General features: G+C 46.1%; 27 protein-coding genes. 13 read left to right on the forward strand and 14 right to left on the reverse strand.

Translation table 11 applies throughout. From position 1 onward, the window contains the following. The first annotated feature begins 58 nt into the window (after window positions 1–58). The gene (locus J7623_RS30930) at window positions 59–595 is read left to right on the forward strand and encodes a histidine phosphatase family protein (protein ID WP_291929003.1); all 537 of its coding nucleotides are present in this window, start codon (window positions 59–61) and stop codon (window positions 593–595) included. A gap of 113 nt (window positions 596–708) precedes the next feature. Here J7623_RS30930 and mgtE read toward each other — a convergent pair whose 3' ends face one another. Further along, window positions 709–2,085 (reverse strand): magnesium transporter, encoded by a 1,377-nt coding sequence (mgtE, locus tag J7623_RS30935; protein WP_291929006.1) that lies wholly within the window; start codon window positions 2,083–2,085, stop codon window positions 709–711. Between the two features lie 57 nt (window positions 2,086–2,142). Then, on the reverse strand, window positions 2,143–3,021 hold the full coding sequence (locus tag J7623_RS30940; protein ID WP_291929009.1) for a bestrophin family ion channel: 879 nt from the start codon (window positions 3,019–3,021) through the stop codon (window positions 2,143–2,145). Between the two features lie 125 nt (window positions 3,022–3,146). Here J7623_RS30940 and J7623_RS30945 point away from each other — a divergent pair, with 125 nt between their 5' ends. The 6 genes from J7623_RS30945 (at window position 3,147) to hutG (ending at window position 9,890) form a co-directional block, all read left to right on the forward strand. Then, window positions 3,147–3,551: an SET domain-containing protein gene (locus J7623_RS30945; protein ID WP_291929012.1), complete on the forward strand. Its 405-nt coding sequence runs from the start codon at window positions 3,147–3,149 to the stop codon at window positions 3,549–3,551. A gap of 258 nt (window positions 3,552–3,809) precedes the next feature. After that, the gene (locus J7623_RS30950) at window positions 3,810–4,289 is read left to right on the forward strand and encodes a MarR family transcriptional regulator (RefSeq protein ID WP_291929014.1); all 480 of its coding nucleotides are present in this window, start codon (window positions 3,810–3,812) and stop codon (window positions 4,287–4,289) included. Between the two features lie 25 nt (window positions 4,290–4,314). Next, on the forward strand, window positions 4,315–5,883 hold the full coding sequence (hutH, locus tag J7623_RS30955; protein ID WP_291929017.1) for a histidine ammonia-lyase: 1,569 nt from the start codon (window positions 4,315–4,317) through the stop codon (window positions 5,881–5,883). Continuing rightward, window positions 5,861–7,534 carry a urocanate hydratase gene (gene hutU, locus J7623_RS30960; protein WP_291929020.1) on the forward strand — a complete coding sequence of 558 codons (1,674 nt, stop codon included), beginning with the start codon at window positions 5,861–5,863 and terminating at the stop codon, window positions 7,532–7,534. The genes hutH and hutU overlap by 23 nt, the downstream gene beginning before the upstream one ends. A 118-nt stretch (window positions 7,535–7,652) precedes the next feature. Then, complete coding sequence (gene hutI / locus J7623_RS30965; RefSeq protein ID WP_291929021.1) at window positions 7,653–8,882, forward strand: imidazolonepropionase; 1,230 nt, start codon at window positions 7,653–7,655, stop codon at window positions 8,880–8,882. Between the two features lie 3 nt (window positions 8,883–8,885). Next, window positions 8,886–9,890, forward strand: coding sequence for a formimidoylglutamase (gene hutG, locus J7623_RS30970; RefSeq protein WP_291929025.1), 1,005 nt, complete (start codon window positions 8,886–8,888; stop codon window positions 9,888–9,890). Between the two features lie 61 nt (window positions 9,891–9,951). Here hutG and J7623_RS30975 read toward each other — a convergent pair whose 3' ends face one another. Next, entirely contained in the window at window positions 9,952–10,782 is an 831-nt protein-coding gene (locus J7623_RS30975; protein ID WP_291929028.1) for a CHAD domain-containing protein, read from the reverse strand. A gap of 80 nt (window positions 10,783–10,862) precedes the next feature. Between J7623_RS30975 and J7623_RS30980 the strand changes: the two genes are divergently transcribed. Together J7623_RS30980 and J7623_RS30985 are read left to right on the forward strand one after the other, a co-directional pair. Further along, a complete protein-coding gene (locus J7623_RS30980) occupies window positions 10,863–11,450 on the forward strand; it encodes a hypothetical protein (RefSeq protein WP_291929030.1) in 588 nt (195 codons plus the stop codon). Between the two features lie 125 nt (window positions 11,451–11,575). Then, window positions 11,576–12,184: a hypothetical protein gene (locus J7623_RS30985; RefSeq protein ID WP_291929032.1), complete on the forward strand. Its 609-nt coding sequence runs from the start codon at window positions 11,576–11,578 to the stop codon at window positions 12,182–12,184. A gap of 43 nt (window positions 12,185–12,227) precedes the next feature. Here the strand turns inward: J7623_RS30985 and purU are convergent, their stop codons facing one another. Continuing rightward, window positions 12,228–13,097: a formyltetrahydrofolate deformylase gene (gene purU / locus J7623_RS30990; protein WP_291929034.1), complete on the reverse strand. Its 870-nt coding sequence runs from the start codon at window positions 13,095–13,097 to the stop codon at window positions 12,228–12,230. A gap of 44 nt (window positions 13,098–13,141) precedes the next feature. Here purU and J7623_RS30995 point away from each other — a divergent pair, with 44 nt between their 5' ends. Together J7623_RS30995 and J7623_RS31000 are read left to right on the forward strand one after the other, a co-directional pair. Continuing rightward, entirely contained in the window at window positions 13,142–13,615 is a 474-nt protein-coding gene (locus tag J7623_RS30995) for a metallophosphoesterase family protein (RefSeq protein WP_291929037.1), read from the forward strand. Between the two features lie 22 nt (window positions 13,616–13,637). Then, on the forward strand, window positions 13,638–14,690 hold the full coding sequence (locus tag J7623_RS31000; RefSeq protein WP_291929040.1) for a DUF4421 domain-containing protein: 1,053 nt from the start codon (window positions 13,638–13,640) through the stop codon (window positions 14,688–14,690). Here the strand turns inward: J7623_RS31000 and J7623_RS31005 are convergent. The 3 genes from J7623_RS31005 to J7623_RS31015 form a co-directional block, all read right to left on the reverse strand. Then, window positions 14,687–15,268 carry a TIGR00730 family Rossman fold protein gene (locus tag J7623_RS31005; RefSeq protein ID WP_291929044.1) on the reverse strand — a complete coding sequence of 194 codons (582 nt, stop codon included), beginning with the start codon at window positions 15,266–15,268 and terminating at the stop codon, window positions 14,687–14,689. The two genes, J7623_RS31000 and J7623_RS31005, sit on opposite strands and share 4 nt — an antisense overlap. 9 nt (window positions 15,269–15,277) lie before the next feature. Next, window positions 15,278–15,895 (reverse strand): hypothetical protein, encoded by a 618-nt coding sequence (locus J7623_RS31010; protein WP_291929047.1) that lies wholly within the window; start codon window positions 15,893–15,895, stop codon window positions 15,278–15,280. A gap of 163 nt (window positions 15,896–16,058) precedes the next feature. Continuing rightward, window positions 16,059–18,326, reverse strand: coding sequence for an aconitate hydratase (locus tag J7623_RS31015; RefSeq protein ID WP_291929050.1), 2,268 nt, complete (start codon window positions 18,324–18,326; stop codon window positions 16,059–16,061). A 342-nt stretch (window positions 18,327–18,668) separates the two neighbouring features. Here J7623_RS31015 and J7623_RS31020 point away from each other — a divergent pair, with 342 nt between their 5' ends. Next, a complete protein-coding gene (locus J7623_RS31020) occupies window positions 18,669–18,890 on the forward strand; it encodes a PspC domain-containing protein (protein WP_291929051.1) in 222 nt (73 codons plus the stop codon). A gap of 78 nt (window positions 18,891–18,968) precedes the next feature. On the opposite strand, the gene J7623_RS31025 is transcribed toward J7623_RS31020, so the two are convergent. Beyond that, a complete protein-coding gene (locus J7623_RS31025) occupies window positions 18,969–19,370 on the reverse strand; it encodes a hypothetical protein (protein WP_291929052.1) in 402 nt (133 codons plus the stop codon). A 123-nt stretch (window positions 19,371–19,493) separates the two neighbouring features. Further along, window positions 19,494–20,309: a 3-deoxy-8-phosphooctulonate synthase gene (gene kdsA, locus J7623_RS31030; RefSeq protein WP_291929055.1), complete on the reverse strand. Its 816-nt coding sequence runs from the start codon at window positions 20,307–20,309 to the stop codon at window positions 19,494–19,496. 351 nt (window positions 20,310–20,660) lie between these two features. Here kdsA and J7623_RS31035 point away from each other — a divergent pair, with 351 nt between their 5' ends. Further along, window positions 20,661–21,599 carry an NAD-dependent epimerase/dehydratase family protein gene (locus J7623_RS31035; protein ID WP_291929058.1) on the forward strand — a complete coding sequence of 313 codons (939 nt, stop codon included), beginning with the start codon at window positions 20,661–20,663 and terminating at the stop codon, window positions 21,597–21,599. Window positions 21,600–21,673: 74 nt separating this feature from the next. On the opposite strand, the gene J7623_RS31040 is transcribed toward J7623_RS31035, so the two are convergent. From J7623_RS31040 to dapB, 5 genes are all read right to left on the reverse strand, one after another. After that, a complete protein-coding gene (locus J7623_RS31040) occupies window positions 21,674–22,921 on the reverse strand; it encodes a GTP-binding protein (protein ID WP_291929061.1) in 1,248 nt (415 codons plus the stop codon). A gap of 124 nt (window positions 22,922–23,045) precedes the next feature. Then, window positions 23,046–23,954, reverse strand: a complete 909-nt coding sequence (gene cysD / locus J7623_RS31045; RefSeq protein WP_291929066.1) for a sulfate adenylyltransferase subunit CysD — start codon at window positions 23,952–23,954, stop codon at window positions 23,046–23,048. A 55-nt stretch (window positions 23,955–24,009) separates the two neighbouring features. Then, the gene (locus J7623_RS31050) at window positions 24,010–24,693 is read right to left on the reverse strand and encodes a phosphoadenylyl-sulfate reductase (RefSeq protein WP_291929070.1); all 684 of its coding nucleotides are present in this window, start codon (window positions 24,691–24,693) and stop codon (window positions 24,010–24,012) included. A 284-nt stretch (window positions 24,694–24,977) separates the two neighbouring features. After that, window positions 24,978–25,394: an Rrf2 family transcriptional regulator gene (locus tag J7623_RS31055; RefSeq protein WP_145671430.1), complete on the reverse strand. Its 417-nt coding sequence runs from the start codon at window positions 25,392–25,394 to the stop codon at window positions 24,978–24,980. A 223-nt stretch (window positions 25,395–25,617) separates the two neighbouring features. Next, the gene (dapB, locus tag J7623_RS31060) at window positions 25,618–26,328 is read right to left on the reverse strand and encodes a 4-hydroxy-tetrahydrodipicolinate reductase (RefSeq protein ID WP_291929080.1); all 711 of its coding nucleotides are present in this window, start codon (window positions 26,326–26,328) and stop codon (window positions 25,618–25,620) included. Between the last annotated feature and the right edge of the window lie 10 nt (window positions 26,329–26,338).

Genomic DNA, 26,338 nt, shown 5'->3' on the forward strand with positions numbered 1-26,338 from the left:
ATAAATTGCCGTAACTTTTGGATGGGCGTATAGCCATCCGCTGCTCTAAATCCGCTTTATGCGCATACTGCCAATCTTACTTTCCCTCTTGCTCTTTGTGGCCTGTAAGCCCAAAAGGTCTGCCCGGCAGCCAATACCCGTATCGGAAGATACCACCTTTCTAACCGGTACCTTTTATATTATCAGGCACGCCGAAAGGCATCCCGGCTTTGATTCCACTTTAACACCAGCAGGACAGGAAAGAGCGGGTGCCTTATACCGCCTGCTGAAAGACTCAGGGCTGAATAAAATCTATACTACTCCTTTTAAACGCACCATCGCTACTGCTGATAGTCTCCGGATATACCAGCACCTCGATACCTGTATCTATGCAGCAGATACCAGCGGTGAATCCTTCATCTACCAGGTAACCCGTCATGAGGACTGGGGCAAACGCATCCTGGTGGTAGGACATTCCAATACGATTATTCCGTTGTTACATAGCTTGCGCGCCACAGCGCCACGCGTGGATTCTATCGGAGAACAGGAATATGACAGGATGTTTATAGTGCGGAAGAATAAAGACGGTACTACGCTGAAGGAAATATGTTATTAGAGCAGAAAGCAGAAAGCAAAAAGCTATTGAGGCGAATGATTAAAGCGGATAATAAAAATCGCTTATATCATTCGCCTCAATAGCTTTTTGCTTTCTGCTTTTTGCTTTCTGCTCTACAACAAAATGCCTTTCATTAGCGTATACGCCACGGTAAAGTAAATCAACAACCCTGTTACATCCACCAGGGTGGCTACAAAAGGAGCGGAAGACGTAGCCGGATCCGCGCCGCATTTCTTTAATACCAGCGGTAACATAGAACCGGAGAGGGTTCCCCAAAGCACTACTCCTACGAGCGAAATCCCTACGGTGGCACCTATCAGCACGGTATGATCTCCATAAGTATGGAAGAATGTATTCCATAGCAGGATGCGGATAAATCCAATCATGCCCAGGCAGCCACCTAATATCAACCCGGAAATGATTTCCCTGCGCATTACCCGCCACCAGTCGCCTACGGTGATTTCACCGAGCGCCATGGCCTGTATAATTAGTGTAGAAGCCTGGGAGCCGCTGTTACCACCACTGGAAATGATGAGTGGTACAAACAGGGCCAGTACAACTGCCTTGGCAATTTCGTCTTCAAAAAAGCCCATAGCCGTAGCCGTCAGCATTTCGCCGATAAACAATACCACCAGCCAGCCTACACGTTTCTTGATCAGTTTGAAGATGGGCATGTCGAGGTAAGGCTCATCCAGGGCCTCGGTACCACCTATCTTCTGAATATCCTCGGTATGTTCTTCGTTTGCGATCCACAACATATCGTCGATGGTCACAATACCCAGCAGAACGCCCTGATCATCCACTACCGGTAAGGCTACCCTGTTTTCCATCCGGAAAACCTGTATGGCTTCTTCCTGGTCATCGTTGGCATGAAGTGATACAAAGCGGTCATCCATCAGGGTATGCACCACCGTATCCGGCGATACCAGCAGGAACTCCCGTATCCGGAAGTCATCCAGCAGGTGGCCTTTTTCGTCGATTACATATATAACATCAATCGTTTCACTGTCTTTACCATGCTCCCGGATATAATTCAGTACCTGCTTCACCGTCCATTCTTCCCTGACAGCAATGTAGTCGGGCGTCATGATACGGCCTACACTGTTTTCCTTGTAACCCAGCAGGGAAAGGGTTATCCGCCGCTCTTCCGGATCGAGTAACTTAATGAGTTCTTTTACGGCTTCGCTGGGAAGCTCTTCCAGGAAGGCGGTACGGTCATCCGCCGGCAACTCGTTCATGAGTTCCGCAATCTTACCCGCCGATAAAGTGCGGATCACATCTTCCTGTAATGGAAAGTCCAGGATACGGAAAGCCGCCGCCGCTCTGCTGATCGACAGGTTATTGATGATGACATCGGCCTGATCGGGATCCTCGTGAATCAATTCGGCTATATCCGTTATCAGCTGGTCATCCAGGTATACTGACAGTTCACGGTAACTTTTCTCATCTGTCAGTGTCTGGAATTTTTCCAGTAAAGCTTCATTTTCCATGTACAATTGCCTCTATCTGCGAAAATAAGTTAAAATAGCACGCTGCCGGGACAGTCATTATAATAATTCTGATACATGCAGGCGGATATTGCTGCATATGGTATCAATGGGCAGATCATTGGCATCTTTACCAAAGGGATCCTCAATTTCTTCTGCAATCAGCTCCAGGCTCGCCAGTACAAAGAAGATAAACACTACCATCGGAATGATCAGGTATCCCAGACTGAATACATACGCGAAAGGCATGGTCATGATGTAGAAGAATATAAATTTTTTTATAAAAACACTGTAGGAGAAGGGGATAGGCGTGTTCTTGATCCGTTCACAGGCGCCGCATACATCGGCGAACGTTTGCAGCTCTGTATTCAGCACAATCAGCTGATCGCCGGATAATTGCCCGTTGCGGTACAATTCCATGGTTTTGCTGACAATCAACTGTGTCAGCTGATTAGGCACGTGCTTACTGATGTCCATATGCAGCGATTCCTGTCCGGGCAACACTTCTATCTCATTCGACAGGTAAGTTTTACGCAGGTGATTTTTCAGGCCATAGGCGAAATTGGGAATCATCACTTTGAAAAAGTGGCGGTCGGCCTGGTTCTCCGCTGGTAACATGGCCTGTATTTTTATAGCCAGGTTGCGGCTGCTGTTCACAAGCGCTCCCCATTGCCGGCGCCCTTCCCACCAGCGGTCGTACGCGGTATTGGTCCGGAATACCAGTAACAGGGAAATCACAAAGCTCAGCAACCCATGCATCAATGAAATCTTGGATACCTCACTGTTGGCCGACAACTTCCATACCTCCAGCTCCAGCCATGCAATCAACCCTGAATAGATGGAAAGCGCGATGAACATAGGAAACAGCTTTCTTACTGTGTCCGCTTTATGAATGCGAAAAATAAAGGTAAACCACTCTTTTGGGTTGTAATTGATCATATGTATTGCTTGATATTCCGCAAAAAAAATAATTTCCGGGCCGCAAACCTAAATTTTTTAAACATGATTTTGATAACTTCTTCCTTTAACTTTACTTTACGTCTTCTTTTATTTGAAATTGAGCTATGATTAAGCCATACTTGTACGTTGATAAGTCTAAGGGAAGAGGCAGAGGAGTGTATACCAAAGAAAATATTCCAGCCGGCACGAGAATCGAAACTTCCCCTGTACTTGTCCTCTCTTATGATGATACAGAAATCGCAGATAAAACCAGACTCCATAATTACCTTTTTCTCTGGGGCGCAAAAGAAACACGTTCCTGTGTGGCTTTAGGTTTCTGTTCTATCTATAACCACGATTATCAGCCCAACTGCGAGTATGAAATGGACTTTAAGGAAGAAACCATGAGCATCATTACCCGCCGCGATATTAAAAAAGGTGAAGAATTATCCATTAACTATAATGGTGATGTGACCGATACCTCCCCCCTGTGGTTTGATATCAAAAAGAAAAAAGCTGTAAAAAAGTAAACGGTGCGAATGACGAAAGGCAGGTGCCAATAGCGTAAATTAACGGCCAGCCTGCGTATTTCGTCTTTCTATTACTAAAATATATAAGTGCTTATATATTTTCCTGGATGTGATCAGATTTTCATTTTTCTTTCGTAATATTGTATAAGTACTTATATAAATTTAAACAGGAATTATAAATATCGTCTTTGGAGAAGTATTCGCTTATATCTACTCACAACTCCGTAATTCGTAATTCGTAATTCGTAATTCTTTCCCATGTCGTTCTATCCATCATTAGGCTATCTTGTTTTTGGCAGCCGCCTGCGCCGCCTGAGTGAATACTTCCTTATGGAAGTCAACAAAGTATATGAACAGGCAGGGATTCCCTTTGATGCCAGCTGGTTCCCGGTATTTTACCTGTTGTCCAAACAACAGCCGGTTTCTATGATCGATATCTCTGATCAGTTGGAAATTTCCCATTCCGCCGTTAGCCAGATGGTGACCAACCTTAAAAAGAAAGGACTGCTGAAAACCACGCCCTGCAAGGAAGATGGCCGTCGCCAACTGGTAGCCTTCTCTAAAAAAGGAGAAGAACTGCTGCAACAAATCCAACCTGTTTGGGAAGCCATCACCCAGGCGATGGAAGCACTGGCTACCGAGAATAAACAAAGCCAGCAAATATTGACCGCTATTGCACAAATAGAACAGGCCGTACAACAAACACCACTATCTGAAAGAATCAAACAACAGCTATAATCATACACCAAAAAAATAACTGACCATGAGTGATATTTTTAAGTACGGTATAGACCAGCTCACTGTTGCCACCGCCATTGATATCGCGGCCGGCAAAGTGAAAGGGATCCTGGTACCGGAAGTGATTGCCCGTGTACAAACCAGCTTCGGGTATGTACAAACCATCGTATCACAGCATACAACGGTATACGGTATCAACACCGGATTTGGTCCCTTGTGTGATACCAAAATTTCAGAAGAAGATACCCGCGCCCTGCAGTATAATATCCTGCAAAGCCATAGTGTAGGAGTGGGAAATCCTATCCCGGAAGAAATTGCCCGCATTATGCTTATTACCAAAGTACATGCGCTGGCACAGGGTTTTTCAGGTGCTGCATTGTCTACCCTGGAACGTATCATCTGGCATATCGATCATCAGGTAACACCATTGGTGCCTGAAAAAGGCTCTGTTGGCGCCTCCGGCGACCTCGCGCCATTATCGCATCTCTTCCTGCCATTGATTGGTCTCGGACAGGTATACTATAAAGGACAGCAAACCAGCACCGCTGCCATGATGCAACAGGAAGGTATTGCCCCGGTAGTACTGGGACCAAAAGAAGGCCTGGCGCTGATTAACGGCACACAGTTTATCCTATCGTTTGCAGTGAAAGCGGTTCAACGTCTGCACAACGCCCTGGAAGCGGCAGATATCATCGGCGCTTTATCCCTCGAAGGACTCATGGGTACTGCTAAACCTTTTGATCCCCGCTTACATGCTATTCGCCCGTTTCCCGGTAACCAGCTGGTGGCACACCGCCTGAAAACAATGCTGGACCATTCTGAAATTATGTCGTCGCATGTGGACTGCGGCCGCGTTCAGGACCCTTACTCCCTGCGCTGTATGCCACAGGTACATGGCGCTTCCCGTACCGCCTGGCAGCACCTGATGGAACTCACTACCATAGAACTGAATGCAGTAACCGATAACCCGATTATTTTCAGTGCAGAAGATACCATCAGTGGTGGTAACTTCCATGGTCAGCCAATGGCCTTGCCGCTGGACTACGCCACTGTAGCGGCTGCGGAGCTGGGTAATATTTCCGACAGACGTTGTTATATGATGATTGAAGGAAGATATGGCCTGCCGAAATTGCTGATACAGGACGCTGGTTTAAACTCAGGATTCATGATCCCGCAGTATACCACCGCGGCCCTCGTTACCGAAAATAAAACCCTGTGTTTCCCTGCCAGCGCAGATAGCGTGCCTACTTCCCTGGGTCAGGAAGACCACGTATCCATGGGTTCTATCAGCGGTCGCAAACTGAACCAGGTAATCGGTAACCTCGAATATATACTGGCGATAGAACTACTGTATGCCGCACAGGCAGTAGATTTCCGCCGTCCGCTGAAGTCAGGCCCGGTGCTCGAAGCGGTGCATCAATACACCCGCAGAAAAGTAGCGTTCGCCGACAAAGACCGCATCTTCTCGGAAGACATTGCCGCTTTACACACCATCATCGCAGATCAGTCACTGGTGCGCGTAGCCAACGAAGCTGCGGCCCAACATCAACTTAACTTAAACGGAATTTATAATGACCAGTTCGGACTTTATTAAAACATACGCAGCGCACCCACATTATAAAGCTCCCCGTGGTCCGCAGTTGCACGCTAAATCATGGCAAACCGAAGCGCCGTTGCGCATGTTGCTCAATAACCTCGATGCAGAAGTAGCTGAAAACCCCGATGAACTGGTGGTGTACGGCGGTATCGGTCAGGCAGCACGTAACCGCGAATCACTGCAAAAAATTATTGAAATATTACTGGAGCTGGATGATCATCACTCTTTACTGGTGCAATCCGGTAAACCGGTAGGTATTGTTCGTACGCATCCGCAGGCTCCGCGTGTTATGCTGGCCAACAGTAACCTGGTGCCTAAATGGGCCACCTGGGAACACTTCAACGAGCTGCGTGCAAAAGGTTTGATGATGTACGGCCAGATGACCGCCGGTAGCTGGATCTATATCGGTACACAAGGTATCCTGCAGGGAACCTATGAAACCTTTATGGAGTGCGGCCGCCAGCATTTCAATGGCAACCTCGCCGGCAAGTTACTGGTTACCGCAGGTATTGGCGGTATGGGTGGCGCACAGCCACTGGCCGCTACCATGGCCGGTGCGGTGTTTATTGGCGCCGACATTGATCCTACCCGTATTCAGAAAAGACTGGATACCCGCTACATTGATCGCATGACTTATTCCTACGAGGAAGCCATCCAGTGGGCGAAAGAAGCGCAGGCCAAAGGTCAGGCGCTGTCTATTGGTTTGGTAAGTGATGCCGGTGATATGCTGGAAAGGATGTTGAAAGATAACATCATCCCGGATATCCTGACCGATCAAACTTCTGCCCATGATCCGCTGAACGGCTATGTGCCTAACGGTATCACACTGGCGGAAGCACTGGCGCTGCGTAAAAGCGATGCGGTGAAGTATCGGGAGCTGTCGCTGAAAAGCATGGCCCGCCACGTAGGCCTGATGTTGCAGTTGCAGCAAAAAGGTGCGGTCACTTTTGACTATGGTAACAACCTGCGTGAGTTTGCCCGTGAAGGTGGTGAACCCAATGCCTTCAACTTCCCCGGATTCACCCCGGCGTATATCCGTCCGCTGTTCTGCGAAGGAAAAGGACCGTTCCGCTGGGTAGCACTTTCTGGCGATCCGGAAGATATTTATACCACAGACCAGGCGCTGATAGAGGCGTTCCCGGAAAATACCCACCTGATCAACTGGCTGAAAGAAGCCCGGGAGAAAGTGGCGTTCCAGGGATTACCTGCCCGCATTTGCTGGCTGGGACTGGGCGAAAGAGAAAAAGCAGGCCGCATTTTTAATGAGCTGGTGAGAACCGGTAAAGTGAAAGCACCGATTGTGATTGGTCGTGATCACCTCGACTGTGGCTCTGTAGCGTCTCCTAACCGGGAAACAGAATCCATGAAAGATGGTTCCGATGCGGTGAGCGACTGGACGCTACTCAACCTGATGGCCAATACCGGTGGCGGTGCTACCTGGGTATCCTTCCATCATGGTGGTGGTGTGGGTATGGGTTACTCTCAACATGCCGGCATGGTAGTACTGGCCGATGGTACCGACCGTGCAGCAGATTGCCTGAGCCGTGTGTTGTTTAACGATCCAGCCCTTGGTATTTTCCGTCATGCCGATGCCGGTTATGAAAAGGCACAGGAATGGGGAAAGAAATTTAACATCAATATTTACTAAGCTTTTAGCAGCTAGCTTTTAGCTTTTAGCAAATGCAGCGAAGATTAATATAACAGGGTCTCCGCTGTATCTGCTAAAAGCTAAAAGCTAGCTGCTAAAAGCTAAAAAGCAACAGCTAATGAAAACCTTACTCGGTCCATTTGCACAGATGCTTCCTATGACGGGATTATCGCTGAAAGGCACGTTGCAGGATGAACAGTTAGCGGTAATAGAAAAAGGCGGGGTAGTATTGGAAGATGGGGAAATCATTGCCGTAGCGGATTATAAGTCATTGCTCAAAAAGTATCCGGACAGCGAAATTGCTTTCATCGATACGCCAATGGTGCTGTTGCCCGGCTTTATTGACTGTCATACACATATCTGTTACGATGGTACCCGCAACCGTGATTACGCCATGCGTATAGCCGGTAAGAGTTACCTGGAAATTGCACGTGCGGGTGGCGGCATATGGGATTCTGTCACTAAAACACGTATAGCCGATATCGTTACACTCACGGAGAATACGGTGGCGCGTGCTAACCGTCACCTGAAAGAAGGGGTAACTACCATAGAGGTGAAGAGTGGCTATGGGCTTAACCTGGAGGGGGAGCTGAAAATGCTGCGCGCCATACAACAGGCGGGCCTGCACACCAAAGCTACGCTGATCAGCACCTGCCTGGCCGCACACATGAAGCCACGTGACTACACTGGTTCGGAAACGGAATACCTGCAATGGGTGTCTGACGAACTGCTGCCGTTATTGCAACAGGAGCAGTTAACAAACCGCGTGGATATTTTCATCGAGGAAACCGCTTTCTCAGTGGATGCAGCCACGGTATTTCTGAAGCAGGCGATGCAGCAGGGCTTTGCGGCCACGGTGCATGCCGACCAGTTCAGCGCCGGCGGAGCAGCAGTAGCCGTAAATACCGGCGCCTTATCTGCCGACCACCTGGAGGCCAGCAATGAAAAAGAAATTGCTTTACTCGCAAATTCAAATACAGTTGCTGTAGTTTTGCCGGGTGCTTCATTAGGGTTGGGGATGCAATATGCACCCGCCAGGAAGTTGCTGAATGCGGGCGCCAGTGTGGCCATTGCCAGCGACTGGAACCCAGGGTCCGCGCCTATGGGCGATTTGCTGATCCAGGCAGCCGTAATGAGTGCCGCAGAAAAATTATCCACAGCAGAAGTGCTGGCAGCGCTTACCGTAAGAGCTGCCCCTGCATTACAACTGAAAGATGCAGGTATGATGCTGGCCGGATACGCCGCGGACCTGCAGGCTTATCCAACCAGCGACTACCGTGATATCCTCTATTACCAGGGGAAGATGAAACCTGCTATGGTGTGGAAAAAAGGAGAATTAGTATCGTAATGTATGATAACAAAGGATAGCTATCAGCCAACGGCCGCCAATGTATGGACCGGACGTATAGATGGAACAACGCCCGACCTGTTGCGTTGGCACCAGGTCATCAGCGTAGTGGACCTGTTGCAGGGCGCATTGCCTGTACTGCCACCACAAGGCAAAGGAATTATATTGCTGGGCTTTGCCTGTGATGAGGGGGTGCGCCGTAACAAAGGCAGAACCGGTGCAGTTGCAGGTCCCGCAGCATTGAGGAAAGCCATCGCCAACTTCCCCGTTCATTTCAGTGAACAAACCGTAATACTGGATGCCGGAGATATTCTTTGTGTAGATGGTGAGCTGGAAAACGCCCAACAGGTGCTGAGTGAAGCAGTACATGCTATCCTCACTGCCGGATATCTGCCACTGCTGCTGGGTGGTGGTCATGAAATTACGTATGGTCATGCCAGTGGGTTGCGCCGTTTTGCGGGCAGGCAGAAGGTTGGCTTTATCAACTTTGACGCACATTTCGATATCCGTGTACCAGAGGAAGCTGGTGCCAGCTCTGGTACCGGGTTCTGGCAACTATCGCAGGACTGTAAGCAGTCCGGCACCCCATTTAATTATCTCGCACTGGGTATCCAGAAAAACGGGAATACCCGGCAGTTGTTTAACATAGCGGGAGAAGCAGATGCCACTTACGTGAGCGCAGATGCTTTCCATCTGCAGGATAAAGACACTTTATTTGCTGCTATCCAGCATTTCCTGGGACAGGTGGATAAAGTATACCTGACCACCTGTTTAGATGTATTTGCGGCACCTTTTGCACCTGGCGTAAGTGCTACGGCCTATAATGGTATTATGCCCGGAGGCTTATTCCTCCAGTGCTACCGCCGGATATTGCAAAGTGGAAAAGTAGCAGCTACAGATATTGCAGAATTGAATCCTTCATTGGATATAGATAATCGTACCGCTAAACTGGCGGCCTCCCTGATCTTTGAAATTGTGATGGCTTATTCGGGGGAAGAACCGTTTTAGTCTCGCAAAGAAGCAAAGGAGCGGAGATAATTTTCTTTTGCTTCTTTGCTTCTTTGCGAGACTAAAAGCTAATGACTAAAAGCTCCTTCAACTGCTTCGAACACAGTGCCAGTTGCTCTTTCATATCTACCTGTAGTAATTGTACCAGTTGTGATGCATTCACCGGCAATACAATTTTCTCCTTCTTCAGTTGTGCTATCGTAGCTTTTGTAAATAATAATAATTCACTGGTATCATGCCATTGTCCTAATAGTTCGCCGGCCTTTTTGGTGTGTGGAATCAGCACTTCGGTTTGATGGGAGGGAAGCACCTGTTCCATGATAGTGAGTTGGTAGTATAATGATTTGGTATCTTTCCTTACGCTGTGCCATACGTCGTGATGCGCCCTGCTGGCTGGCGGAGTAATGCGCTGGTGTTGTTGTTGCAGGTATTTTTCCAATGCAATGGTAGCTGCAACTGCATCTATATCAGCAATAGCTTCTTTAAATTTTTCCGGCAGGGTCCCTAACTGCTTCAGGGAGCTATGCTTCACAGTGGCTTGTAGCAGTGTATTAGCCGTAGTTTGTTTATTGCGTAATAATAAATGAGCAAAAGCGAAACGCCATTTGACTTTTAGTTCATAGCTGCGCAGGTGTTTTTCCTGCAGGTGCGTATCCCGGGCAGCCCCACCCACGGCCTGTATCAACCGTACCGCGCGCAGATGCTTACCAGCACCGAAGCTGTAACCCGGTAGTTGCTTTGCCAGGGCAAAAAAGGCACGAAGTTTTTTCACGCCTACCCGTAACACATGCACGGCATCGGCATCGCCGGGAACCTGCTGTAGCGTAGTATAGGCGGCAATAACATTGTCGCATTCCCTGCGGAGATAGTGATATAAAGCAGCGTGTAGCATCTCTCTAAAGATAAAATAAAATTTCCGGCCCTGACCGGAAACTGAATAATTTCAATATTTTTGCGTCAAATTGTTATGTTATGCAACTAATCCCAAAAGTAGCAGTTACCGTACTGCTGGCAATGCTTTGTATTCCCGCCATCGCGCAAAAAATTAAACTGGTAGACGGCGACCTCGCTACCCTGAAAGATCAAAAAGAAATCAATGTGGAATTCACGTATGATCATCTGTCTGTAGGCAAAGACAGCGAAGAAGATTATATAAAGAAGAAAACAACGGAGTACAACAACAAGGAAGCCGGAAAAGGCGACACCTGGGCCAAAGCCTGGAAAGACGATCGTGCCAACAGGTTTGAACCTAAATTTGAAGAATTGTTCAATGAGAATGGAGATCTCAAAGCTGGTAAATTCCCTAATGCAAAGTACACCCTGGTTTTTCACACCACTTTTATTGAACCTGGATTTAATGTAGGAGTAGCCCGTAAAAACTCTTATATCGATGCAGAAATCAGTATTGTAGAAACAGCTAACCCGGGTAAAGTGGTGGCTAAAATATCGCTCGATAATGCGCCAGGTCGTATGATGGGCTTCGATTTTGACACCGGCATGCGGATCATGGAATCTTATGCAGTAGCAGGAAAAAAACTCGCTAAGTTTATAGAGAAATAAAATGGATTAACATCGTATCGCCGGGGCTACAAGATAAGCTCCGGCGATTTTGTATATAAAATACAACTTTCTTTGTAGCGAGATATATTACATAAGTTATAAGTTTGCACAAAACTTATACCTATATGAAATTAATCCCCAGGACCTTGTCTCTGGTAACCCTCCTTGCGATCGGCGTTTCAGCAAGCGCACAAAAGATCAAACTAGTAGAAGGTAGCCTCGGTGTACTGAAAGGTCAAACCCAAATGAATGTAATCTATAACTACGACAGCTTAGGCGTTGGAAAATTTGCCAATGAAGCAGATTACATTGAAAAAAAAGTAACAGAGTACAATAAGAAAGAACCCGGTCGTGGAGATAGCTGGGTGAAAGCCTGGAAGTCTGACAGAGCCCGGAGATTTGAACCTAAATTCAATGACCTGTTTAATGAATATGGTGATCTGAAATTGGGTAAAAGCAAAAAAGCGAAGTATACGCTGATTTTGAAAACTACCTTTGTTGAGCCGGGCTGGAATATTGGAATATCCCGTAAGAAAGCGTCTGTTAATACAGAAGCTTTGATCGTTCCCAATGAAGATCTTACAAAAGTATTAGCGAGAGTAACCATTACCAAAGCACCAGGCGGTACTTTCGGTGGATACGATTTTGATACCGGTACCCGTATAGCAGAATCTTATGCTATCACCGGTAAAAAACTTGCGAAGTTCATTAAGAAGAAAGCTAAGAAAGGCTAATATGGAGAAGGGCTGACAAATGATTGTCAGCCCTTTTTCTTTATCAGAATACAATTGTTTTGTTACCATGTAAAATCACGCGGTGGCTCACATGTGCTTTTACTGCCCTGGTCAGCACCTGCCGCTCAATATCACGGCCCAGCATCACCAGGTCTTCTACGGTATGCTTATGGCTTACCCTTGCTACATCCTGCTCAATAATAGGCCCTTCGTCCAGTTCATTGGTCACATAGTGGGCAGTGGCACCAATCAGCTTAACGCCTCTCGTATAGGCGTTAAGGTAAGGTCTGGCGCCAGCAAACGCGGGCAAAAAGGAGTGATGAATATTAATGATGCGTTGTGGATAAATACTGACAAACTCCGGAGATAATATTTGCATGTATCTTGCCAACACCGTGAAATCAATATGATGCTCTTCCAGCAGCCGGATTGCCGTACGTTCCTGTAGCACTTTGGTAGTGCTGGTAACCGGGAGGTAATGAAACGGAATATCCATAGCGGTGCACTCTTTTTCCAACAACGAATGATTGGAAATAACGAGCGGAATATCAACAGGTAATTCCCCGCTTTTCCATCTCCATAAAAGCTCCAGCAGGCAATGATCATAGGCAGATACCATGATAGCCATCCGCATCCGCTGGTCGCTGTAATTAATTTTCCAGTCCATTTGTAACGGGGTGGCTACCTGCTGCTGAAAAGCGGTTTCCAGCTCGGACTTGTCCAACTGATCGAGCTGGAATTCCATGCGCATAAAAAATAAACCTTCCCGGGGATCGGTACTGTGTTGACTTGCATCAAGTATATTTGCACCCAATTGGTATAGGAACTGGGATACGCCCGCTACTATGCCGGGACGATCAGGACAGCAAATAAGTAAACACGCAGTAGTGTTAGGAGCGTTTTCTTTTGACATATAACTACCAAATTAATATTTCTCCCTTGAAAAAAATAGGACTCATGTCGGATACGCATAGTTATTTGCATCCGCAGGTATTTAAATACTTTGAAGACGTGGATGAAATCTGGCATGCCGGCGATATTGGAAATGTGGAACTGGCAGATAAACTCGAAGCGTTTAAACCATTCAGGGCCGTGTTCGGTAATATCGACGGTGCGGATATCCGTATCCGTTACCCGGAAACCCTGCGCTTTAACCTGGAGGGAGTAGAGGTGATGATGACACATATTGGTGGTTATCCGGGGAAATATGCCCCCGGTGTAAAGGAACAGCTACAACGACATCCTGCCAAACTCTTTATCAGCGGGCATTCCCATATTCTGAAAGTAATGCCTGATGCGGCACTGCATTTGTTGCACATGAATCCCGGGGCATGTGGGCAACAAGGATGGCATAAAGTGAAAACTCTCCTGCGCTTTCAACTGGACGCAGGCAATATTCAACAGTTGGAAGTCGTTGAACTACCTGGCTGATCTAAATTAACCTACAACAGTTATGAATCTACGAATTATAGTATGGGGCATCATATTGCTAACCGGAACTACGCAACTACAGGCGCAGGGAAGGTTTTGGAAATGGTTGAAAACCGAAAATGACACGGCATATATAGAAGACCATACGGAAGATATCACCGCCAGGCTCTATGGGTCGCGTAAATATACCAAGTTTGATATCATTGACCGTAAGCAGAAGAAAGATATTTTATACCGCCCCAATACGCCGTTTAACATCGGTTTTGGCGCTAACTATCGCTTCGTGGGATTGAACCTGGGCTTTAATCTGCCATTCATTAACCGGCAGAATGACAAATACGGCAATACAAAATACATCGATCTCCAGTCACATATTTATCTGCGTAAAATTGTGGTAGACTTTTATGGCCAATATTATAAAGGCTACTATGTTGCCAATCCTGAAAAGGTATTTGGTAAGGAATATGCTGCGCTCCATCCTTACCCGCAGCGGCCGGATATCCGGAACATTGATTTCGGACTCAATGTGCAGTATATTTTCAACGATAAACGTTTTTCCTACCGGGCACCTAACCTGCAGAATGAATACCAAAAGAAAAGCGCCGGCTCTTTCCTCTTAGGCGGCGAAATGTTTTTAGGAAGAATAAAAGGAGATTCTTCTCTCATACCTTCCAATATGGCGGATACCTTTTTCCTGCGGGATGAACACTATTACAAAACGGGCATCTCTTCGCTGGCGGCCAATGCGGGGTATGCATATACTTTTGTTGTTAAACAGCATTTCTTTTTATCGCTGTCGCTTACTTCCGGGTTGGGTGGAAATGTTACCAGTCTTTTCATGGAAAACGGCACTATCAGCCGCAAAGTAGGTGTTCAGTTCAGTAATACCGTGCGGGCCTCCCTGGGCTACAATTCCAGCCGTTACTTTGCAGGGATACACTATGTAGCCATGACCACCCGCAGTGGTATGCCGATACCAAATACCTATCAGACATTTGGTACCGGTAACTTCAGGGTGAGCCTGGTGCGCAGGTTTACGCTTGAAAAGCCGTTATGGAAAACACGTTCTATTTAGCTTTGTTCTTTCGAAATCCACTTGATATCCAATGAAGGTTGATATTGCTCCATTTGCTGCAATAATTGTTCGATATTGTTGCTATGAAGCAATCTATCCTGGTTGGCAGCAGACAGGAAGCCGTTGTTGGTCATGGTGGTGGCTAATGCGATGAGGTGATCATAAAAACCGTTCACATTGAGCAGGCCAATAGGTTTTTGATGCAGTCCGAGTTGGCCCCAGGTAAGCATTTCAAACAATTCCTCCATAGTGCCAAATCCACCGGGCAGTGTAATAACACCATCGGATAATTCATTCATTTTGGTTTTGCGTTCATGCATAGTATCTACCAGGATTAACTCAGTGAGTCCTTTATGTGCCAGTTCTTTTTGTTGCAGAAAATGAGGTAATACGCCAATCACTTTGCCGCCTGCCTGCAAAGCGCCATCTGCAACAGCCCCCATGAGTCCTACTCTGGCGCCACCGTATACCAGCGTCAACTGGCGCTGTGCCAGTGAAGCTCCCAATAATTTAGCCTGTTCCATGTACACAGGTAATTCGCCTGCGCCTGAACCACAAAAAACAACGATACTTTTCATTTGACTTGTTTATAAGGTATTGATTTCCGTCTGAATATTTTCCCGGGCCTGTGCTTCATATAGTTCCCGGAATACGGGCGTATGATAGATAGCTGGCGCTTCCAGGAAATGTTTTAATAGCTTTTTCCGGCCTGGTTTATACAGCAGGTCGGGATAGATGCTGTATTCCTGCCTGATTTGCCGGGAGTAAGTTTTGTATGCTTCCAGTGCAGTTCCCAATATTTGCAGGTCAAAATCCAGGAAATAATCCAGGTCTTTATTGTTTAGGGTATTGATATGTGTTTTAGTAGCCACAATAAACTCGCTGACCAATGTTATTTTATTTTCCGGGTAACCGATTTTCTGCAGGTATCTTTCTGCTGCTTCCGCACTGTCGGCCTCATTGTTTTTCATCAATGGATTATAAACAAGATCATGGAAGAAAATGGCCCAAAGCACTACTTCCGGGTCTTGCAGGTGAGCAACAAATTCTTCCCAAAGCAGGATCATCTGCGTGATATGCGACAAGTTGTGATAGGTGCGTTGTTCCCCGCTATACATCATGGTGAGATATTCATATTGATAGGTAACGAGGGAGGGATCTTCGTTGTGGCTGGCATGCAGTTGAATCCATTTATCGTGCAGCATACAGGTGGGTTTAAAAACAGTTACTAAAGATAATAATGCAAGATAATGTGATAATGTCTATAAAACTATTATAGCGAATGCTCTTCACGGAAATCCGCTTAGATCATTCGCTATAATAGCTTTTTGCTTTCCGCTTTATGCTTTCCGCTTATTTCTTTGCTGCTTATTTCTTTGCTGCTTCAGCGCGGATAACGTTCAACGCACCACCTGCTTTAAACCACTCGATCTGTTGTTCGTTGTACGTGTGGTTTACAGGGAATTCGCTGGTGCTGCCATCTTTATGATGCAGTACAACGGTCAGCTGTTTGCCTGGAGTGAAAGTAGTCAGTCCAAGGATATCGATGGTATCGTCTTCCTGGATTAAATCGTAATCTTCTTTGTTAGCGAAGGTCAGACCCAGCATACCTTGTTTTTTCAGGTTTGTTTCGTGGATACGGGCGAAAGATTTCACCAGGATTGCACGAACGCCGAGGTGACGTGGTTCCATTGCAGCGTGTTCGCGGCTGGAGCCTTCACCGTAGTTTTCATCACCCACTACTACAGCGCCAAAGCCTTTCGCTTTATAGTCACGCATAGTGGCAGGAACTGCACCGTATTCGCCGGTTAAGGCGTTCTTAACGGTATCAGTTTTATCGTTGAATGCGTTTACCGCACCAATGAGCATGTTGTTGGAAATGTTATCCAGGTGGCCACGGTATTTCAGCCATGGACCAGCCATAGAGATATGATCCGTAGTACATTTACCTTTTGCTTTGATGAGGAGTTTCAGTCCTTTCAGGTCTGTACCTTCCCATGGAGCAAATGGCGCCAGGAGTTGTAAACGGTCGGAAGTAGGAGATACAATTACCTGTACACCGCTACCATCAGCAGCAGGCGCCTGGTAACCTGCATCTTCTGCAGCAAAACCATTTGGAGGCAGTTCGTAACCTACTGGTTCATCCAGCATTACTTCTTCGCCATTTTTGTTCTTCAGCTTATCGGTCAGCGGGTTGAAGGTCAGATTACCTGCAATAGCCAGCGCAGTAACGATTTCCGGAGAAGCTACGAAAGCGTGGGTAGAAGCATAACCATCATTTCTCTTCGCGAAGTTACGGTTGAAGGAAGTGATGATAGAGTTTTTGCGGTTAGGATCATCGATGTGACGTGCCCATTGACCGATGCAGGGGCCGCAGGCATTTGCCAGTACCACACCACCTACCTGGTCGAAAGTATTCAGCAGGCCATCTCTTTCGATGGTGTAGCGTACTACTTCAGAACCTGGAGTAATGGTATATTCAGATTTCATATCCAGCTGCTTGTCGATCGCCTGTTGAGCCAGAGATGCAGAGCGGGAAATGTCTTCGTAAGAAGAGTTGGTGCAGGAACCAATCAGGGCTACATCCAGTTTCTCAGGCCAGTTGTTTTCTTTTACTGCCTGTGCAAATTTGGAGATAGGCCATGCCAGATCCGGTGTAAACGGACCGTTTACATAGGGTTCCAGTTCGTCCAGGTTGATTTCAATCACCTGGTCGTAGTATTTGGCAGGATCAGCATATACTTCAGCATCCGGACGGAGGTGTTCTTTTACCTGGTCAGCCAGGGCAGCTACTTCCGTTCTGCCGGTTACTTTCAGGTAATCTGCCATTTTGGTATCGTAAGCAAAGAGAGAGCAGGTAGCACCGATTTCAGCACCCATGTTACAGATAGTACCTTTACCGGTAGCGCTGAAGCTATCAGCACCTTCGCCAAAGTATTCCACGATAGCGCCTGTACCACCTTTTACAGTGAGGATACCAGCTACTTTCAGGATAATGTCTTTTGCAGAAGTCCAGCCACTCATTTTACCAGTCAGCTTCACACCGATCAGTTTCGGCATTTTCAGCTCCCATGGTAAGCCAGCCATTACGTCTACTGCATCAGCACCACCAACGCCAATTGCTACCATGCCTAAACCGCCGGCATTAGGAGTGTGGGAGTCGGTACCGATCATCATACCACCTGGAAACGCGTAGTTTTCCAGTACTACCTGGTGAATGATACCTGCGCCTGGTTTCCAGAAACCAATGCCGTACTTATCAGAAATAGAGGAAAGGAAATCGTAAACTTCTTTATTGGTGTCAATAGCAGTCGCAAGATCTTGTGTAGCGCCTACCTTGGCTTGAATGAGGTGATCACAGTGTACTGTGGAAGGAACCGCAACTTTATCACGGCCGCAGGTCATAAACTGGAGCAATGCCATCTGGGCAGTTGCATCCTGCATAGCTACGCGATCCGGCGCAAATTCAACATAGGATTTGCCTCTTTCGTAGGGCGTGGTAGTAGGTGCATACAGGTGAGCGTACAAAATCTTCTCGGCAAGCGTGAGCGGGCGACCTAACATTTTGCGGGTCGCTTCCACCTTACCCGGTAGTGCCGCATACACTTTTTTAATCATGTCAATATCAAACACCATGGGAAAAAAATTATTTAAGAGCGGTTAAAAATTGCACGCAAAATTAACTAAAAACAACAAGTTTTTAAATTAAATACTTAAGATATAGCCAACTGTGCATAAACTTCCTGTACTTTAACAGTTCCTTTAAATACCCACAGATCAAGGAAATGAACGGATTCTGTCTGCCTAAAAAATTATTAAAAATCGTTATATTAAATTTATACGGCCTGCTTTTTTACCGTAATCATGAGCAGAAACACGCAACCGCAGCAAAGATGCTGATATTCAACCGCCTAAACAGGCAATGCCCTGCCCCGTTTTTCGTTTGTTTTTCCAGCCGGAATTTGATAAATTTGATCTATGAACCGGATTAAAGATTTCGTGGAATGGAAGGCGTTCGGTGTTTGTGCTGCTATTGGAGAAAAACTGGGAGTAGCCACCTACCGTATACGCATCTTTTTCATCTATGCCACCTTTCTGACAATGGGATCCCCTCTCATTGTATATATGATTCTTGCGTTCTGGGTTAATATGAAAAATTATATCCAGAATGCCCGGAGAAATCCCCTGCGTTATTTATAGTATATCAAGATAAAAAAACCGGATGACGACACCGCCATAGCAGTGCATCATCCGGTTTTTTATTTATACTATTGTCGTTTATTCCATATGGAACAAGGTCATACCATGATAGTGATTCTGCAATTCATTCAGCGTAATCGGGTTATTCAAATTCCTTGTTTCATCCCGGTAGTGCAGCTGTAAAAGCGGTTTGTGACCAGCCTCAAACATACGCACCGAGAAAGGCCCTCTTACGTACAGTGTACCACCCGCCGGAGACGATGCTGCCTCATCTTTGTGAAACTGCCATTTTAACAAGGTGGCTTCCGTTAAATGAATCGGTAAGAGATTGTCCAGGTCGTACCAGTACTCATTTTCATCCGTCGCTACCAACACTTTTTTGTCCTCATGATCTACCTGTAAAATCTTCCCTTCTTTTTCTTGCCCTGCGTAGTTTGTGATAACGGTATCACCTGATTTTAAATCGTGGATATTAATCATAGTGAGCAGAATTTTGTGTGAAATGAATTTACGGAAAAAAGGCACGCAAAGAAACAAAGGAGCGAAGGCGCAAAGAAAATATTATTCTTTGCGCCTTCGCCCCTTTGTTTCTATATGAGATACTTATCTTACTACTTTACGAATCTCCACCAGTTTCTCCAGCAGTTCTTCCAGCAGGTCTAAACGCAGCATGTTAGCACCGTCAGATTTAGCTTTGGAAGGATCCGGATGTGTTTCAATGAACAATCCGTCTGCGCCGGTGGCAATAGCAGCCTTGGCAATAGTGCTGATCATTTGCGGATTACCACCGGTTACACCACTACTTTGGTTAGGCTGTTGCAAAGAGTGTGTACAATCCATTACTACCGGCTCTCCTAGGTGTTTCATGATAGGGATATTGCGGTAGTCTACTACCAGGTCCTGGTAGCCAAAGGTGGTACCACGCTCTGTTAGCATGATGTGATCGTTGCCGGCGCCTTTGATCTTTTCCACCGCAAATTTCATGGATTCACCACTCAGGAACTGCCCTTTCTTTACATTCACTACTTTACCTGTTTCGGCGGCGGCCAACAGGATATCTGTTTGACGGCACAGGAACGCCGGAATCTGCAATACATCCACGTAAGCAGCTGCCATCGCAGCTTCTGCAGCAGAGTGAATATCGGAGGTGACAGGTACGTTAAATGTTTTACCAACCTTCTGCAGCAGTTCCAGTCCTTCTACATCACCTATACCAGTAAAGGAATGTACACTGGTACGGTTGGCTTTACGGTAAGATGCCTTGAAAATATAAGGAATGTTTAATCGTTTACAGATGCTCGTTACTTTCTCTGCTACTGTCATCAGTATTTCTTCCTCTTCAATTACACAAGGGCCCGCAATCAGGAAAAAATTTTCAGGGTTGTATTGTTCCTTGAATAATGATTTTAAGTGCTTCATATCTTGAAAAAATTGGGTCATTTAATAGAAGGTGCAAAGATAGGCATTTATGTAGTGCATAAAGCATAAAGCGGAAAGCAAAAAGCTATTGAAGCGATTGATCAGCGCGGATATTTAAATTATCAATTTGCTTTAAACACCCGCTTCACTCGCTTTTTGCTTTATGCCTTATGCTTTATGCTCTTTTTTTCTTAATTGTCATAATATTGTAATCCGGAACGATGCATAAAGCACATGGTTATTTTTATTGTTATAGCATTGTCATGCGCTGAGCTATCATGAACGGAAATAGCGGCGAACCCGTTAATATTACGGTCCGATTTAAAAAATAGCTTACAATTATATTTTTGTATGAAGAAAGACAAGATTCTGGTCATTGGGGCCTGTGGACAAATTGGCGTAGAGCTGACGCTGGCTTTAAGAAAGATGTATGGAGATGCCAATGTAGTGGCTTCAGATCTTCGCGAAGAGCACGATTTGCTGAAAGGAACCGGCCCTTATGTGTCGCTGGATGTAATGAACAAGGAAATGCTGCACGTATTGGTGATCCGTCATAACATTACCCAGATTTACCTGCTGGCGGCGATCCTGTCTGCTACCGGTGAAAAAAATCCTTTACTGGCCTGGCATATCAACATGCAAAGCCTGTTGAACGTACTGGATATTGCGAAAGAAGAGAATCTTGATAAAATATACTGGCCTAGTTCCATCGCGGTATTCGGGCCTAATTCACCGGCAGCGGAAACACCACAGCACACTATTATTGAGCCAACTACCATTTACGGTATCAGCAAATTTGCCGGTGAACGCTGGTGCGAATATTACAACCACCGTTTTGGCGTAGATGTAAGAAGCCTGCGCTATCCTGGTTTGATCAGCTACAAATCAGCGCCAGGTGGAGGTACTACAGATTATGCGATCGAAATTTTCCACGAAGCAAAAGAGCATAAAAAATACAGCAGCTTTTTATCAGAAGACACGTACCTCCCGATGATGTACATGCCGGATGCTATCAGAGCTACTATTGAACTGATGGAAGCGGATGCATCTAAGATTGCTATCCGTTCTGCGTATAACCTTTCCGCCATGAGCTTTTCTCCGAAAGAGATCGGTGCGGAAATTAAAAAACATATTCCTGAATTTACAATGTCTTACGCGCCTGATTATCGTCAGCAAATTGCAGATGGCTGGCCTAACAGCATTGATGACAGCCAGGCTCGTCAGGATTGGGGCTGGAAACCAGAGTATGATCTGGCCCGGATGACGGAAGATATGCTGAAAAACATCTAAAGCATATCTATAAAAAAGGAAAGCAGCCTAAGTTATCCCATCTTAGCTGCTTTCCTTTTTATAATAATGGCTGATTACTCAATAAATCCTACTGCCACTGTGGTGTTGTTAAACTCGTCGATGAGAATAAAAGCACCGTTGGCAGGGTTGATATGATAAGCATCCGCAAATACCGGTGCGGCGGTTTTCAGCGATATTTTACCGATATCATTCAAGCCCATTTCAGTTTTGCCCGTAACCTGTACGTGATTGGTTACATCCGTTACATAATGAATCTGCTGTACTTTGGCTTTTACCCGGTTTACGCCGTGTTGCAGTAAATAGGTTTTACCCGCTACCAGCTTTTGCTGATCCATCCAACAGATCTGAGCACTTACTTCTTTCAGTTGTGCAGGTACTTCACTGCTTTTCACCAGCATGTTACCGCGACTGCTGTCTATTTCATCTTCCAGTGTAATCACCACGCTTTCACGTGCATGCGCCACCGTTAGTTGTTTTTCAAACTGCTCAATAGTTTTAATACGGCTTTTGGTACCGGCAGGCAGTGATACTACTTCATCGCCTACTGCAAAATGGCCACTGGCCACTTTACCGGCGAAGCCGCGGAAATCGTGGTATTCAGTGGTTCTGGGCCTGATCACGCTCTGTATCGGGAAACGCGATGGGTGCAGGCGATCTTCATGATCAAATGATACCTGTTCCAGGTATTCCAGCAAGGTATCGCCCTGGTACCAGGTGATAGCGCCGGTGCGGGAAGCTACATTTTCGCCATACAGGGAAGAGATGGGAATGAACTTCACTTCCTGTCCTTTAAAGCCTGCGTTGTCCAGCATTTGCTGGAAATCTTCCACTATCTGGTTAAAACGGGCTTCACTGTATTCTACCAGGTCCATTTTATTTACACATACCACCAGGTACGGAATACGCAGGAGGTTGGCAATAAAAAAGTGACGATGTGTTTGTTCAACAATTCCCCTGCGGGCATCAATCAGAATCAGTGATACCTGTGCATTGGAAGCGCCGGTCACCATGTTACGGGTATATTCAATATGCCCGGGCGTATCTGCAATAATATATTTACGCGTAGGAGTAGAGAAGTAAATGTGTGCCACGTCAATGGTGATACCTTGTTCCCGTTCGGCAACGAGGCCGTCGGTGAGCAGCGAGAGGTCTGTAAAGTCCAGGCCTTTGCGCTTGCTGGCGGCATGGAGCGCCTCCATTTTATCCTGGGGAATAGAATTGGTATCGTATAATAAACGGCCTATTAAAGTACTTTTACCATCATCAACACTACCGGAAGTGGCTATACGTAAAACCTCCATTGTTTTTTAGCTTTTAGCTTTCAGCGGTTAGCAGTTAGTGCTGCCGCTAAAAAGTTTGTTCAAAATTAATTAAGGACTCCTTGCAGAAAAAGGCTAATAGCTAACAGCTAATAGCTAACGGCTGTTAAAAATATCCTGCCTGCTTTCTCTTTTCCATGGCGGCTTCGGAGCGTTTATCATCGATACGTGCGCCCCGCTCTGATATTTTTGCTTCCATGATTTCGGCAATAATATCTTCAAGTTTATCCGCTTCAGAAATCACTGCAGCGGTACAGGTCATATCACCAACGGTACGGAAGCGTACTTTCTGGCGATAAGGTACTTCATCAGCGGTGGTATTGAGGAAAGGGGAGTAAGGCCAGTATAAGCCATCTCTTTCTATAATTTCTCTTTCATGAGAGAAGTAGATAGATGGTATTTCCAGTTTTTCACGAACGATGTAGTTCCATACATCCAGTTCAGTCCAGTTGGAAATAGGGAATACTCTTACGTTTTCGCCTATATTAATTTTTCCGTTGAGGATATCAAATAATTCGGGGCGTTGCATTTTGGCATTCCACTGGCCAAATTCATCCCGAACGGAGAAGATTCTTTCTTTGGCGCGGGCTTTTTCTTCATCTCTGCGGGCGCCACCGATGCAGGCATCAAATTTTCCTTCTTCGATGGCATCCAGCAGGGTCACCGTTTGCAATGCGTTTCTGCTGGCGTATTTGCCGGTTTCTTCCTGTACTTTTCCCTGGTCAATGCTGTCCTGTACATTTCTGACAATGATATCCAGTCCCAGTGAATTCACGAGCCAGTCGCGGAACGCAATGGTTTCGGGGAAGTTATGACCGGTATCCACATGCAGTAACGCAAAAGGAATTTTACCGGGGTAAAAAGCCTTTTGAGCGAGGCGTACAAGGGTGATGGAGTCCTTTCCACCGGAGAACAACAGTACCGGTTTCTCGAATTGTGCAACGGTTTCACGAAGTATATAAATGGCTTCATCTTCCAATGCCTGCGGAAATTCCCAATTTATTTGATGAGTCATGGACTATAATAATTTATGCTAAAAACCTGATTTTCTAACGGCGATGTATGCACGATTACCCGTGCAGGCCGCATTCTTTGTGTGACTGTTCCCACCACCAACGGCCGGCGCGGGGATGTTCACCTGCTTCAATGGCCCTTGTACAGGGGGCACAACCAATGCTGACAAAGCCTTTGTCGTGCAGCTTGTTATAAGGCACTTTATATTTCTCCAGGTAAGCCAGTACTTCGTCATAGCCCCAGTGGATCAGCGGGTTGTATTTATACAGATGGCGTTGTGCGTCCCATTCCAGGGTTTCCATGCCCTGCCGGTTATCGGATTGTTCTGCCCTTAGGCCGGTAATCCATACTTTCACGCCTTCCAACGCCCTGTTGAGAGGAACTACTTTGCGGATACCACAACACTCTTTGCGGTTTTCCACAGATTCGTAAAAGCTGTTAGGTCCTTTGGCGGCGAGTAATTTTTCGACGGCAGCGGTTTCGGGGTAAAATACTTCTACTGGTTGTTTGTAACGGGCCATAGTGAGGTCCATTACATCGTATGTTTCCTGGAAAAGGCGACCCGTGTCAAGGGTAAAAACTCTAACCGGCAAGTGGTTACGCCAGATAATATCTGCTATTACCTGGTCTTCCTGGCCAAATGAGGTAGAAAAGGCTACAGCGCCCGGGTATTGCTCCAACAGGTACTGTATGGCTTCTTCCACTGACTTGTTGGCCAACGCAGTGGTAATGTCTGTCATGTAGATCTTCCTTATTGATTGATATGTCTAGTGCCAGCGGAGCAATTACGGTCACTCCTGTAACAAAAATACATAAAACCTATAAAAAAGATAGACTAATAAAATAAAAAAAAGCAATTTTCTTACAAAGTGGCCATGATGGTGGATATTATCCGGTAGGTAATATGCTGTTTATTTTTAATAATTGTGTTTGGGGAAAGGAATATAGGGAGATGGGAAAGGCAATAATCATTAGCACCAGCCGGCCATATCAGCCAGCTGGTGCCTGTACGTGAAACCCGGTATTAGCTCCGGGTCAGGATATCTTTTAATGTTTTGTTTTCCAGTATTTTAAGAGCGGAATCCCTTACTTTTCCCATCACTTCATTCAACCCGCAAACGGCTTCATCACGGCAGTTTTCGCAACGCTCGTAATAGTTGAGGCTCACGCAGGGAAGCAGGGCGATAGGGCCGTCCAGTAAACGGATGATTTTAGCCAATGCAATCTCCTTGGGAGGACGCATCAGGTAATACCCGCCACCTTTTCCTTTTTTACTGCCAAGGATACCGGCATTCTTCAATTCCAGCAAAATATTTTCCAGGAATTTGATAGAGATATTTTTCTCCTGTGCAATCTCAGAGATAAGGATGGGGCCTTTATCTACATTCTCTGCTAGGTGTACTAATGCGTGAAATGCGTATTGTGTTTTTTTTGATAACATACTGACTGGTTTGCATCCCTCCCGGATGAAAAAATGGTGCGGTGCGCACTTAATATTCCTGTAAAGATAAGCAGTTTTTAGCTGTTAGCCATTAGGTAGAGCAGAAAGCATAAAGCGGAAAGCAAAAAGCTATTGAAGCGAATAATATAAACGGAAAGAATAATTTAAATATTCGCTCTTGATCATCCGCTTTAATAGCTTTTTGCTTTCCGCTTTATGCTCTCTAAAATCCGAGTACCTCGCTCATGGTGAAAACGCCGGTTTTGCCTTTGAGCCATTCTGCTGCCACTACAGCGCCGGCAGCAAAGCCTTCCCTGGAATGGGCGGTATGGGTAATGGTAATATCGTCGATGGGGGAGGTGTAGTTGATGATATGGGTACCTGGCGCCGGGTCTATTCTTTTGGAAATAATAGACAGCTGTTCGGGCTGACTGGTTTCCTCATTTACCCAGCCGGTTTTGCGGGTAACAGAAGCCAGCAGTTGTTCTGCCAGGGAGATAGCGGTGCCGCTGGGGGCATCCTTTTTTTGTGTGTGATGAATTTCTTCCATCCACACATTGTATTGTGGCTGATTGGCCATAAGGGCCGCCAGTTTCTTATTCAGTTCAAAGAAGATATTAACGCCTACACTGAAATTGGTGGCATGTAAAAAGGCCTGCTTTTTTTCGATGCAGCGGGCATTAATTTCGGGTAATTTATCGAGCCAGCCGGTGGTGCCGGAAACAACCGGTACATTGGCTTCAAAGCACTTTAATACGTTTTCGTAGGCAGTTTCAGGTACGGTAAACTCGATGGCTACATCTGCCTGGCTCAGTGCCTCCTTTGTCAGGATATCTTTACTGGTAGCCCGGATAACAATTTCATGTCCTTTAGCAGTAGCAATAGCATCTATTGCCTTTCCCATTTTACCATATCCGATGAGCGCAATTTTCATGACCCTTAAA

It is taken from the genome of Chitinophaga sp. (assembly GCF_017745275.1).
Taxonomy (GTDB): domain Bacteria; phylum Bacteroidota; class Bacteroidia; order Chitinophagales; family Chitinophagaceae; genus Chitinophaga.

Excerpts from the sequence above, each read along its gene's own strand:
- J7623_RS30930 (WP_291929003.1), top strand. The coding sequence starts at position 59 with ATGCGCATACTGCCAATCTTACTTTCCCTCTTGCTCTTTGTGGCCTGT.
- mgtE (WP_291929006.1), bottom strand. The coding sequence starts at position 2,085 with ATGGAAAATGAAGCTTTACTGGAAAAATTCCAGACACTGACAGATGAG.
- J7623_RS30940 (WP_291929009.1), bottom strand. The coding sequence starts at position 3,021 with ATGATCAATTACAACCCAAAAGAGTGGTTTACCTTTATTTTTCGCATT.
- J7623_RS30945 (WP_291929012.1), top strand. The coding sequence starts at position 3,147 with ATGATTAAGCCATACTTGTACGTTGATAAGTCTAAGGGAAGAGGCAGA.
- J7623_RS30950 (WP_291929014.1), top strand. The coding sequence starts at position 3,810 with ATGTCGTTCTATCCATCATTAGGCTATCTTGTTTTTGGCAGCCGCCTG.
- hutH (WP_291929017.1), top strand. The coding sequence starts at position 4,315 with ATGAGTGATATTTTTAAGTACGGTATAGACCAGCTCACTGTTGCCACC.
- hutU (WP_291929020.1), top strand. The coding sequence starts at position 5,861 with ATGACCAGTTCGGACTTTATTAAAACATACGCAGCGCACCCACATTAT.
- hutI (WP_291929021.1), top strand. The coding sequence starts at position 7,653 with ATGAAAACCTTACTCGGTCCATTTGCACAGATGCTTCCTATGACGGGA.
- hutG (WP_291929025.1), top strand. The coding sequence starts at position 8,886 with ATGATAACAAAGGATAGCTATCAGCCAACGGCCGCCAATGTATGGACC.
- J7623_RS30975 (WP_291929028.1), bottom strand. The coding sequence starts at position 10,782 with ATGCTACACGCTGCTTTATATCACTATCTCCGCAGGGAATGCGACAAT.
- J7623_RS30980 (WP_291929030.1), top strand. The coding sequence starts at position 10,863 with ATGCAACTAATCCCAAAAGTAGCAGTTACCGTACTGCTGGCAATGCTT.
- J7623_RS30985 (WP_291929032.1), top strand. The coding sequence starts at position 11,576 with ATGAAATTAATCCCCAGGACCTTGTCTCTGGTAACCCTCCTTGCGATC.
- purU (WP_291929034.1), bottom strand. The coding sequence starts at position 13,097 with ATGTCAAAAGAAAACGCTCCTAACACTACTGCGTGTTTACTTATTTGC.
- J7623_RS30995 (WP_291929037.1), top strand. The coding sequence starts at position 13,142 with ATGTCGGATACGCATAGTTATTTGCATCCGCAGGTATTTAAATACTTT.
- J7623_RS31000 (WP_291929040.1), top strand. The coding sequence starts at position 13,638 with ATGAATCTACGAATTATAGTATGGGGCATCATATTGCTAACCGGAACT.
- J7623_RS31005 (WP_291929044.1), bottom strand. The coding sequence starts at position 15,268 with ATGAAAAGTATCGTTGTTTTTTGTGGTTCAGGCGCAGGCGAATTACCT.
- J7623_RS31010 (WP_291929047.1), bottom strand. The coding sequence starts at position 15,895 with ATGCTGCACGATAAATGGATTCAACTGCATGCCAGCCACAACGAAGAT.
- J7623_RS31015 (WP_291929050.1), bottom strand. The coding sequence starts at position 18,326 with ATGGTGTTTGATATTGACATGATTAAAAAAGTGTATGCGGCACTACCG.
- J7623_RS31020 (WP_291929051.1), top strand. The coding sequence starts at position 18,669 with ATGAACCGGATTAAAGATTTCGTGGAATGGAAGGCGTTCGGTGTTTGT.
- J7623_RS31025 (WP_291929052.1), bottom strand. The coding sequence starts at position 19,370 with ATGATTAATATCCACGATTTAAAATCAGGTGATACCGTTATCACAAAC.
- kdsA (WP_291929055.1), bottom strand. The coding sequence starts at position 20,309 with ATGAAGCACTTAAAATCATTATTCAAGGAACAATACAACCCTGAAAAT.
- J7623_RS31035 (WP_291929058.1), top strand. The coding sequence starts at position 20,661 with ATGAAGAAAGACAAGATTCTGGTCATTGGGGCCTGTGGACAAATTGGC.
- J7623_RS31040 (WP_291929061.1), bottom strand. The coding sequence starts at position 22,921 with ATGGAGGTTTTACGTATAGCCACTTCCGGTAGTGTTGATGATGGTAAA.
- cysD (WP_291929066.1), bottom strand. The coding sequence starts at position 23,954 with ATGACTCATCAAATAAATTGGGAATTTCCGCAGGCATTGGAAGATGAA.
- J7623_RS31050 (WP_291929070.1), bottom strand. The coding sequence starts at position 24,693 with ATGACAGACATTACCACTGCGTTGGCCAACAAGTCAGTGGAAGAAGCC.
- J7623_RS31055 (WP_145671430.1), bottom strand. The coding sequence starts at position 25,394 with ATGTTATCAAAAAAAACACAATACGCATTTCACGCATTAGTACACCTA.
- dapB (WP_291929080.1), bottom strand. The coding sequence starts at position 26,328 with ATGAAAATTGCGCTCATCGGATATGGTAAAATGGGAAAGGCAATAGAT.